Genomic DNA, 10,047 nt, shown 5'->3' with positions numbered 1-10,047 from the left:
CTTCCTCAGCCATTCTCAACGCATCTTCAGTCAGTACGACGCCCTGGTTCTCCCCTTCTGCATCGATCAGCTGCACTTCGCGGATGCGAATGTCGCGATTGGCGCGGGGACCTTCCTTGGTCGGGGGAGCGGCTCTGTGGGGTCTGCGAATGGTCGTGATCTCCTCAATGATTGAAAATCGGGTTTTGAAGCGCCAAGTCTTGTGACCTGAGGCACTTATCGGACACAAATGGTTGTTAAGCCCGTCCAATGTCAATAACACAGCCCAAAAAGAAAATCACCTCTTGATCGCGAGATCGGCGTGATCGCGGGCTTTTGGAGCGAAACCGGCGGAGACTATCATGCAGCAGAATGTTGCCCTGACCTATACCGAAATCGATCACGGCGAAGGACCGCTGAAGATCGCCATGCGCCTGCGTCAGGGATCAGGCGAGAAGCCGGCGCTGGTCTGGTTCTCCGGCTACGGTTCCGACATGCTCGGCACCAAGGCCGAGGCGCTTGACGCCTATGCCGGCGAAAAAGACCTTGCCATGATCCGCTTCGACTATACAGGCCACGGCGAAAGCGAGGGCGCGTTCAAGGACGGCACGATCTCGCGCTGGCTTGCCGACGCGCTTGCGACCATCGATCATGCGGCCCCCGAACGGATCATCATCATCGGCTCGTCCATGGGCGGCTGGCTGGCGCTCAGGGCGGTGCAGGAACTGAAGAAGCAGGCCGGCGGACCGAAGGTCGAGGGCCTGCTGCTGCTTGCCCCCGCGCCGGATTTCACCAGCGAACTGATCGAGCCGGACCTGAATGACGCCGAATGCAAGGCGCTGGCCGAACAGGGCTATTTCGAGGAGGCCTCACCCTACGGTCCCGAGCCCACAATCTTTACCGCGAAGCTGCTTGATGACGGCCGGCGCAACCGCGTGCTGAACGGCATTATCGAGACGGGATGTCCGGTTCATATCATCCAGGGCAAGCAGGATGCGGACGTTCCCTATGCGCATGCGCTGAAGCTGATGTCGCATCTGCCGGCCGACGACGTGGTGCTGACCCTGGTGCAGGACGGCGACCATCGCCTGTCGCGGCCGGAGGATATCGAGCGCATGCTGAAGGCCGTCGGCGACCTTGTTGCCGGATCCCGCGCCGGTTAACCATTCCTTAAGATCCTGCCGCCGGCGCGGCCTTGATTGATTGACTCCGTCCGCCATATCTCCTTAACTCTTTGTTAAGAATTCACCAGGCGGATGGGTATAGCGTGCCTCGTTTCAATCAACTGGCTTATATGGTTTTCGGTGCGATCGCGGCCATGTTCTCGGCCGGTCTGCTTGCGCCGGCGCTTTCCGCCGGAATGCCCGCCATGCCGATTGGCGGCATCACCTCCCAGCCGATCGGGCACTTCGAGTTCTGCCAGCAGCACCGTCGCGATTGCGAGCCCGAGTCCGGTCTCTCCGGCCCGGCCCGGCTAACCTCGTTCGGCTGGCGTTCGGTTGAGGCGATCAACCTCGCCGTCAACGCCGAGGTCGAGCCAATGACGGACGAGGAGCTTTACGGCCGCGAGGAAGTCTGGGCCTATCCGAAGAGCGGTGCGGGCGATTGCGAGGACTTTGTCCTGGAAAAGCGCCGCCGGTTGATGAAGGCCGGCTTCTCGGCCTCCGATCTTCTGATCACCGTTGTGCGCAAGCCCAATGGCGAGGGCCATGCGGTGCTGACGCTGCGCTCCAGCAAGGGCGATTTCATTCTCGACAATCTGAGCGACGAAATCCTGCCCTGGGCCGAAACGCCCTATACCTTCCTGAAGCGCCAGGCCTCCTTCGATGCCGGCCGCTGGGTCAAGGTCGAAACCGGTACGGACCTGCCCGTCGCTTCGCTGCGGTGAACGACCTGAGGCGCGCGGAGCGCCCGGCCGAAAGAAAATAAGTAAAGCGCAGCACGCCGGGTGATCCTCTTTCCCGCAAATGCTGCAACAAGGAACCGGAGCAGGCCGGAAGAGCCTGAAAGGGAGGCTCGGACGGATTTAAAGGGAGGCTCGGACGGATTTCATGCATATCTCACCGAAGGCTTCGATCGTCGTTCTGACCGGGGCAGGCATCTCCGCCGAGAGCGGCCTTGCCACCTTTCGCGACAATGGCGGCCTGTGGGCCGATCACGATATCCGCGATGTCGCCACGCCAGAGGGTTTCCATCGCAATCCGGATCTCGTCTTCGATTTTTACAACCTGCGTCGTCGCGAGGCCGCGAAAGCCCGTCCGAACGCGGCTCATTATGCGCTGGCCAGGCTCGAAAACGCCTGGCAGGGCCCCTTTCTTCTGATCACCCAGAATGTCGACAGCCTGCATGAGAAAGCCGGTTCGAAGAACGTGCTGCATATGCATGGCAAGCTGAATTCGGCGCTCTGCTACGAGTGCGGCAGCCACCAGCCGTGGGAGGGGGATCTCGACGATGGCGAGATCTGTTCGAGCTGCACGCGTCCGGCGCTCAGGCCGGATATCGTCTGGTTCGGCGAAATGCCCTATGACATGGAGCGGATCGAAGAGGCGCTCGGCGGGGCCGAGCTTTTCGTGTCGATCGGCACGTCCGGCACGGTCTATCCGGCCGCAGGCTTCGTCATGGAGGCTGCCGGCAATGGCGCCCGGACCGTCGAGGTCAACCTTCAGGCGACCGGCAATCCCCTGTTCGAGGATTGCTACGAGGGGCCGGCCTCGACCACGGTTCCCGCCTTCGTGGAAGCCATGCTGGCAGGTCGGTAACGCGCCTTGCGGCCCCTGCGACGCAGATGCATTTGACCATCGTCGCTTATTCATGACAAAAGAGGTCATGTTTTATCCCGGCCGACTGCTCGCTTCAGCGCGGCCTTTCGGAGTTTTTCATGTCCCAGGATCAAAATGACGTCGTCCCGCCTGAAGTCGAACGCGTCCGCCACGAGCTGAAGCGCCGGACGCTGACGGTGGCGGCGGCGGACTATATTACCCCCGCCATGCGGCGCATCACCTTCGTATGCCCCGAACTTGCCGATTTCATCAGCGCGGCGCCCGACGATCATATCAAGCTGTTCTTCGACACGGGCGAAGAGAAGCCGGCGATGCGCGACTATACGCCGCGCCGCTACGACAATGACCGGCGGTCGCTCACCATCGATTTCGCCATCCACGATGCCGGCCCGGCAACCGCCTGGGCCGTTGCCGCAAGGCCCGGCGATACGCTGGAGATTGGCGGACCGCGGGGGTCCGCCGTCGTCAAGGGGCCGGTCGCGCACTGGCTTCTGATCGGCGACGAGACCGCGCTTCCGGCAATCGGCCGGCGGATCGAGGAAGCGGAGGCTGGCGCTTCGGTGACCGCGATCATCGCCGTTCCGTCGTCCGATGACCGACAGGTTTTCGGAACGGAGGCCGATGTGGACCTCCGCTGGATCGACCGGGCGGGGGCTGTTGCAACCGATCCGGCGCCCTTCCTGGGCGCGCTCAGGGACGTTGACCTGCCGCCGCAGACCTTTGCCTGGATCGGCGCCGAGGCGCGGGTGGCGCGCGCGGCTCGCAATTTTCTCGTGGAAGAACGCGGCCATCCGCTGACCTGGATGAATGCGTCCGGCTACTGGGTCGCCGATCAGGCGGGCGTCAGCGAGAAGAACATGTGAAGCCGGCCACTTGTCGCATGATTGCAGCAAAAGCCTGCAATCATAGCGCGGACAAGCGGGATTTGACCTTCTCTCGATGTTAGTTTAGAAGAATTCTAAATTCATTTCGGGATGATGATCATGGCATTCAATCTGTTCTCAAGGCCGCGCCGCGCCTTTTCCTCGCTTTCGGAGCAGGAGATTCTGGCGCTTGCCATCTCCTCGGAAGAGGACGATGCGCGCATCTACAAATCCTATGCGGAGCACTTGCGTCCCGAATATCCCGATTCTGCGAAGATATTCGATGACATGGCGATGGTCGAGGACAGCCACCGGCGCATGCTGATCGATATGCACAAGCGCCGCTTCGGCGACATCATCCCGCTCATCCGGCGCGAGCATGTGCGCGGTTTCTACGAGCGGCGACCCGACTGGCTGATGAAGAGCCTGCCGCTCGACAAGATCCGCGACCAGACGGTGACGATGGAGGAACAGGCAGGCCGGTTCTACCGCGCGGCCGCGGCCCAGGTGAGCGATGCGGACACCCGTAAGCTGCTCGGCGACCTCGCCATGGCCGAAGAGGCGCATGAGGAAACCGCCGTCGCGCTCACCGAAAAGCATGCGCCGGAGGATGTCCGGGACGAGGAAAGCCTGAAGGAGCGCCGCCAGTTCGTGCTGACCTGGGTGCAGCCCGGCCTTGCCGGGCTGATGGACGGCTCTGTCTCCACGCTTGCGCCGATCTTTGCCGCCGCCTTTGCCACGCAGGATACCAAGCAGACCTTCCTGATCGGCCTTTCGGCGGCCGTCGGCGCCGGCATCTCCATGGGCTTCACCGAGGCCGCCCATGATGACGGCAAATTGTCCGGGCGCGGCTCGCCGGTCAAGCGCGGCATCGCCTCGGGCGTCATGACCATGGTCGGCGGCCTCGGCCACGCGCTGCCCTATCTGATCCCGGAATTCTGGACGGCGACGGTCGTCGCCATCATCGTCGTGTTCTTCGAGCTCTGGGCGATCGCTTTCATCCAGAACAAATATATGGAAACGCCGTTCATGCGGGCGGCCTTCCAGGTCGTGCTCGGCGGCGGTCTGGTGCTTGCCGCCGGCATGCTGATCGGCAGCGGCTGATCAGCCGTAACTGCGCGTCGGCCGGTCCATCACGCGCCGTCCGAACAGGCTGGCCGTCAGGTCTCTCATCAGGATCGCAGCCTTGCCGCGCTCGTCGAGAAACGGATTGAGCTCGACGAGGTCCAGGCTTGTCACACGTGCGCTGTCATGCAGCATCTCCATCACCAGATGCGCTTCGCGGAAGGTCGCCCCGCCCGGAACCGTGGTGCCGACGCCGGGCGCCACCGAGGGATCGAGGAAATCGACGTCGAAGCTCACATGCAGCATGCCATCTGCCGCGTCTACGGTCTTCAGGAAGGCTGACAGGAGCGCACCTATGCCGCTTTCGTCGATCGCACGCATATCATGCACGGTGACGCCGCTTTCCTGAAGCGCCGCGCGCTCGGGCGGATCGACGCTGCGGATACCGAGCATGCAGACATTTTCCGGATCGACCGGAGCGTCAAGCGGCGGATAGATGCCGTCAAACCCGGGCCTGCCGGTGAAATAGGCCGCCGGCGTGCCGTGCAGATTGCCGCTTTCGGTGCTCTCCAGCGTATGGAAATCGCTATGGGCGTCCAGCCAGAGCACGAACAGCGGCCGGCCCCTCTCCTTTGCCCGCCGCGAGATGCCGGCAACGCTTGCCGCCGCCATCACATGGTCGCCGCCCATGAAGATCGGCAGGCCGCTCTCGGAAATCTCGAAAGCCTTTTCTGAAAGCGCGTCGAGCCAGGAAACGGTTTCGCCGAGCGCCTTGAGCTTGGTGTTGGGATGGGAGACCGCGCGGCGCGGCGCCGGCTCAAGGTCGCCGAGATCGACAACGTCGTGGCCCAGTCCGGCCAGCGCTTCGACGAGACCGGCTGCCCTCAGGCCGTTCGGCCCCATGTTGCAGCCCTTCCGGCCCGAGCCGGTTTCGACGGGCACGCCGAGAAGTGTGCAATGCATGAAAAACTCCGTTTTCGGTGTTCGCCTCCGTCAGAGGCGCGCGCAGTTCGCCCTCCGGCAATGCGGCGCCGGACCCTCAGAAAAGTCAGTATAGACGCATGTTGTCTTTGCTTTGAAGGGTTGCGGAAAGCGGATGATCACGATAGCGCTGCCATTCGTGCCTTTCAATTTCGCTGAAGGGGCGTTTGACTTGGCGGAAATTGTGCTATGCCTTGCTCTTGGTCAAGAGGAACCGGGGGATCAATGAGGAGGAAACCGGCAGATGCTCAGTCCCGTTGCGTGGCCTGTGCTGACATCCGCCTCCCTGCCGCCGCTCCCGTTGGTGCCTTGGGTTTTCGCATGAGACGCGGGTGATGAAAGAGGTTGGAACGGCGCTGCGCTTGCGTGACGGCATTGCCCGGATGTCGTTCTTTTCGGCCGCGCTTGCGGTTCTGCTCTTGTGGGCCGTTTGCCCGGCAAGGGCGCATGACCTGGAGTTGAGCGCTGAGGAGCGCGCCTATATCGCCGCGCGCGGTCCGGTCAGCGTCGGCGTGGTCGCCGACAATGACCCCTATTCCTTCTACCGCAACGGCAACATTATGGGCTGGACGGTGGATCTCATCGGCGTGATCGGCACCATGACCGGGCTCGATCTGAAGTTGCGCATGGGGGCCTGGGCGGATGTCTACGGCCAGTTCCGCGCCGGCGGGCTGGACGTCATCGCCGATATTTCCGAGACCGAGGAACGCAGCCGTTTCATCACCTTCACAGATCCGTACCATCTGCGCCGGACGGTGCTTTACGAAAACATCGACCGCCCGTTCGAAAAGCCGCTTTCACTCGAGGAACTGAGACAAAAGCGCATCGGCGTGATCCGCGACATCTATTATGCCGATGCGCTCGCCGAGATCGACGTCTCGCCGGTCACCTATGCCACCTATCGCGATCTGATGGCGGCCGTGGCCTTCGGCTGGGTGGACGGCGTGCTGGCCGCGGAGCTGACGGGCAATTTCTTCGTCCGGGAGAACGGGTTCACCAATGTTGCCAATGCCGGTACGCCGCCGTTGACGGCGGTGGCGCTCGAGGATTTCCGCCTCGGCGTCCTGAGCCGCGACGGCGACGAGAATGCAAGGATGCTCGCCGATATCCTCGACAAGGCGGTCGCGGCGATCCCGGCCGAGACGCTGGACGCCATCACAACGCGTTGGCTGTCCTATCGCAGCGGGCGTTCGATGAGCACCGGCCCCCTGCGCCTGTTGCCGGAGGAGCAGGCCTTCGTCAAGGAAGCGCCATCGCTCAAGATCGGCTTCATGGTCGACTACGAGCCCTTCAGCTATCTCGACAACGGGCGCGGCAAGGGGCTTGCGGAAGACATCACCCAGTATATCGCCTCGGCGACCGGTCTTGCCTTCGACCGTGTGTATGACAACTGGCCGGAACTGCTTGATCGTTTCCGCGCCGGCGAGCTCGACATCATCACCAACATCTCCTTCACGGACGAGCGGGCCGACTACACACTGTTTTCCGATCTTTATCACCGCGTGCCCAATGCCGTCTTCATGCGCTCCGGCGCCGGACCCTATCTCGGTCTGGAAAGCCTTGACGGCAAGGTCATCGGCATTCCCCGCGACATCTATTATGCCGATGATCTTGAAGCCCGGTTCGACGGCGTGCGCGGTTTCGACAGCCAGGCGGAGCTCATGCGCGCGCTCTCGGAGGGCGAGATCGACGCGGCGATCACCGCCTTGAGCAACGGCAATGCGATCATCCGCCAGCTCGGCCTGATCAACATCCAGATCGGCGGCGAGTTCCTGATGGACGGCGTCGAGCGCGAGGATCTGCGTTTCGGCGTCTCGCCGCGCTATCCCTATCTCAAAAGCATTATCGACCATGCGCTGGAGTCAATCCCGCTGTCGCGCTGGGAGGAAATGGAGCGGCGCTGGCTCGGCGCGCCGATTGCCGGCATGGAAACCGGCCACGATATTCTGACCGGCGACGAGCGGCAGTATCTGGCCGAGAAAGGCCCGATCCGCGTCTGCGTGGAGCCCAGTTCACCGCCCTACACGACCATCGAGGATGATGGTTCGCTCGGCGGCGCGATTGCCGAAATCCTCGCCCTGATGAGTGCGCGCGGCAGGTTCGACCGCCAGATCGAGCCTGTCTCGCTGGCGAATGCCGACAGCGACAGCGCGCTTTCGGCCGACTGCGACGTGCTGCCCTTCGTGGCGCGCGAGAACATGCGCGACACGACCTTCGATCTTGCGCCCCTTATCTCGATATCGCCCTTGCCGTGGCCGCGCCGCTTCAGGCGCCCTTCGTCAGCAGCCTGCGCGAGCTTGAGGGCCAGCGCGTCGGCATCGTTCCCACTCATGTGCCGGCGGAACTTCTGAGGAGCCGGTATCCGAATGTCGGGCTTGTCGCCATCGACAGCGAGGACGCCGGGCTCAAGGCGATCGAGGACGGAGAACTCGACGCCGTCGTCGGCCCCCTGGACAGTCTCGTCTACCTGATTGCCGGCATGGACAGCAACGACGTGAAGATTTCCGGCCGCATTCCCGAGGGGTTGCAGGTGGTGGTGGCCACCGTGCCGGACGAACCCTATCTCGGCCGGATCTTTGCCAAGCTGGTCGTCAATCTCGATCCGGACGCCGTCGACCGGATCATCAGCATGCAGAAACTGGCGCCCTTCAAGCGCGCGATCGATTATCGCCTGCTGCTCGGCATTGGCGCGATCGGCCTCGGCGTGCTGGTGCTTTCGCTTTACTGGGTGCGCAAGCTCAGATCCCTGAATGTCGCGCTCAACAAGGCCAACAGCAAGCTTCACGAGGTCAGCATAACCGACGGCATGACCGGGCTTTACAATCGCAGCCACTTCATCGAGCGCGGCGAGGCGGAGTTCGGCCTGTCGCGTATGCGCGGCCTGCGTTTCACCGTCGCCATGCTCGATGTCGACCATTTCAAGCCGATCAATGATCGCATGGGCCATGTTTTCGGCGATGCCTGCCTCAAGCATCTGGCCGAAATCCTCGATGCCCATTTCCAGCGCGCCGGCGATCTCGTCGCCCGCTATGGCGGCGAGGAATTCGTGGCATATACGCTCGCGGGCGAGGCCGACCAGGTCCGGGCCTTTATCGAAAGGCTGCGCGAGCGCGTGGCGGAAAGCCCTGCTGAGGTCAACGATGTGGTGCTGAGCCTGACGGTCAGCATCGGCTTCTACTCCGCCGTGCCCGGCGCCGGCGATACGCTCGAACAGTATATCGACCGGGCGGATTCCTATCTCTATGAGGCCAAACGAAGCGGCCGCAATCGCGTCAACGGCAATCTCTGATCGTCAACACCATGTCCTTCGCTCTTGCCTTGCCGAACGTCGGCCGGCGCGTCGGAAAAACGACGTATCGACCGTTGATGCGCAAGAATATGGTTTACGTACATCAAGAACGCGGCTAACCTTGCTACCAAAGGGTAGGGACCTGTCGCGGCGAAGCATAGGCCGCGCGGTTGGACCCGTCGGGCGCGGTGGAGCGCGCCCGGGAGAAAGGACGGAAGCCGGGTGAAGCGCATTCCGGTGGAGCGGGGGAGGCCATGCGCGACGACAACGAGCGCGGCGGGAATGATATTCTTCTCAAGACCGCCGGACTGACCAAATCCTTCGGCCCGATCGAGGTGCTGCACGGCATTGACCTTGCGGTGCGCGCCGGTGAGGTTCACGCCGTCATCGGCGAGAACGGCGCCGGCAAGTCGACGCTGATGCGGCTTCTGGCAGGCAATCTCAAGCCGTCGGGCGGCGATATCAGGATCGACGGCCAGTCGGTCTCCTTCGCCAATCCAACGGAGGCCGAGGCGATGGGCATCGTGCTGGTCCACCAGGAAATCCTGCTCGCCCCCGATCTCACCGTTGCCCAGAATATCTTTCTTGGCCGCGAGGTGTGTCGCGGCCTCGCCGTCAACGACCGGGTGATGAATGCCGAGGCGCGAAAGGCGGTCGGCGAACTCGGCGCCGATATCGATCCCGAAACGCCTGTAGCCCGGCTCTCGATTGCCAAACGCCAGCTTGTGCAGATCGCCCGGGTGCTGCTGACGCCGCACAGGGTGGTGATTTTCGATGAGCCGACCGCCTCTCTCACGCCGGTGGAGACCGATGCGCTCCTGAAGGTGATGCGGGCGATCCGGGACCGGGGCGTGGCGGTGCTGTTCATTTCCCACAGGCTGAACGAAGTCAAGGAAATCGCCGACACGGTGACGGTCCTCAGAGACGGTCACAAGGTGGCGACCCATGACGCGGCCGAGCTTGAACCCTCCGACATGGCCCGCCTGATGGTCGGACGCGACGTCTCCAAGCTCTATCCAGACCGCAAGCACGACGACGCCGGTGCGGCCGTGCTCGAGGTCGGGGACTTCACCGTTCCCGGTTATGCAAG

The 10,047-nt window shown here is 62.9% G+C and carries 9 protein-coding genes and 1 pseudogene; 8 read left to right on the top strand and 2 right to left on the bottom strand.

Features of this window, described 5'->3' with window-relative positions:
• Positions 1-151: pseudogene (locus AC5DC2_RS12695) on the bottom strand (translation initiation factor IF-3); the annotation flags it as partial.
• 190 nt (positions 152-341) lie between these two features.
• On the opposite strand from AC5DC2_RS12695, the gene AC5DC2_RS12690 reads away from it, so the two are divergent.
• From AC5DC2_RS12690 to mbfA, 5 genes are all read left to right on the top strand, one after another.
• A complete protein-coding gene (locus tag AC5DC2_RS12690; RefSeq protein WP_491698733.1) occupies positions 342-1,142 on the top strand; it encodes an alpha/beta hydrolase in 801 nt (266 codons plus the stop codon).
• 131 nt (positions 1,143-1,273) lie between these two features.
• A complete protein-coding gene (locus AC5DC2_RS12685; protein WP_036238355.1) occupies positions 1,274-1,867 on the top strand; it encodes a transglutaminase-like cysteine peptidase in 594 nt (197 codons plus the stop codon).
• Positions 1,868-2,030: 163 nt separating this feature from the next.
• Entirely contained in the window at positions 2,031-2,738 is a 708-nt protein-coding gene (locus AC5DC2_RS12680) for an NAD-dependent deacylase (RefSeq protein WP_491698732.1), read from the top strand.
• Between the two features lie 119 nt (positions 2,739-2,857).
• Positions 2,858-3,622 (top strand): siderophore-interacting protein, encoded by a 765-nt coding sequence (locus tag AC5DC2_RS12675; RefSeq protein WP_491698731.1) that lies wholly within the window; start codon positions 2,858-2,860, stop codon positions 3,620-3,622.
• Between the two features lie 120 nt (positions 3,623-3,742).
• Entirely contained in the window at positions 3,743-4,726 is a 984-nt protein-coding gene (gene mbfA, locus AC5DC2_RS12670; RefSeq protein WP_491698730.1) for an iron exporter MbfA, read from the top strand.
• On the opposite strand, the gene rocF is transcribed toward mbfA, so the two are convergent.
• Entirely contained in the window at positions 4,727-5,650 is a 924-nt protein-coding gene (gene rocF, locus AC5DC2_RS12665) for an arginase (RefSeq protein WP_491698729.1), read from the bottom strand.
• Positions 5,651-6,003: 353 nt separating this feature from the next.
• Between rocF and AC5DC2_RS12660 the strand changes: the two genes are divergently transcribed.
• The 3 genes from AC5DC2_RS12660 to AC5DC2_RS12650 form a co-directional block, all read left to right on the top strand.
• Positions 6,004-8,019: a transporter substrate-binding domain-containing protein gene (locus tag AC5DC2_RS12660; RefSeq protein WP_491698728.1), complete on the top strand. Its 2,016-nt coding sequence runs from the start codon at positions 6,004-6,006 to the stop codon at positions 8,017-8,019.
• Positions 7,920-8,957: a transporter substrate-binding domain-containing diguanylate cyclase gene (locus tag AC5DC2_RS12655; protein WP_491698727.1), complete on the top strand. Its 1,038-nt coding sequence runs from the start codon at positions 7,920-7,922 to the stop codon at positions 8,955-8,957. The genes AC5DC2_RS12660 and AC5DC2_RS12655 overlap by 100 nt, the downstream gene beginning before the upstream one ends.
• Positions 8,958-9,211: 254 nt before the next feature.
• On the top strand, positions 9,212-10,047 hold an 836-nt coding region (locus AC5DC2_RS12650; protein ID WP_491698726.1), incomplete at its 3' end, for an ATP-binding cassette domain-containing protein.

It is taken from the genome of Martelella sp., assembly GCF_984369615.1.
The sequence above is the reverse complement of the archived record's forward strand: the minus strand, read 5'-3'. Positions and strand labels throughout refer to the sequence as shown.

Bases quoted from the DNA above. Each gene is read 5' to 3' on its own strand.
- AC5DC2_RS12690 (WP_491698733.1), top strand. From the start codon at position 342: ATGCAGCAGAATGTTGCCCTGACCTATACCGAAATCGATCACGGCGAA.
- AC5DC2_RS12685 (WP_036238355.1), top strand. From the start codon at position 1,274: ATGGTTTTCGGTGCGATCGCGGCCATGTTCTCGGCCGGTCTGCTTGCG.
- AC5DC2_RS12680 (WP_491698732.1), top strand. From the start codon at position 2,031: ATGCATATCTCACCGAAGGCTTCGATCGTCGTTCTGACCGGGGCAGGC.
- AC5DC2_RS12675 (WP_491698731.1), top strand. From the start codon at position 2,858: ATGTCCCAGGATCAAAATGACGTCGTCCCGCCTGAAGTCGAACGCGTC.
- mbfA (WP_491698730.1), top strand. From the start codon at position 3,743: ATGGCATTCAATCTGTTCTCAAGGCCGCGCCGCGCCTTTTCCTCGCTT.
- rocF (WP_491698729.1), bottom strand. From the start codon at position 5,650: ATGCATTGCACACTTCTCGGCGTGCCCGTCGAAACCGGCTCGGGCCGG.
- AC5DC2_RS12660 (WP_491698728.1), top strand. From the start codon at position 6,004: ATGAAAGAGGTTGGAACGGCGCTGCGCTTGCGTGACGGCATTGCCCGG.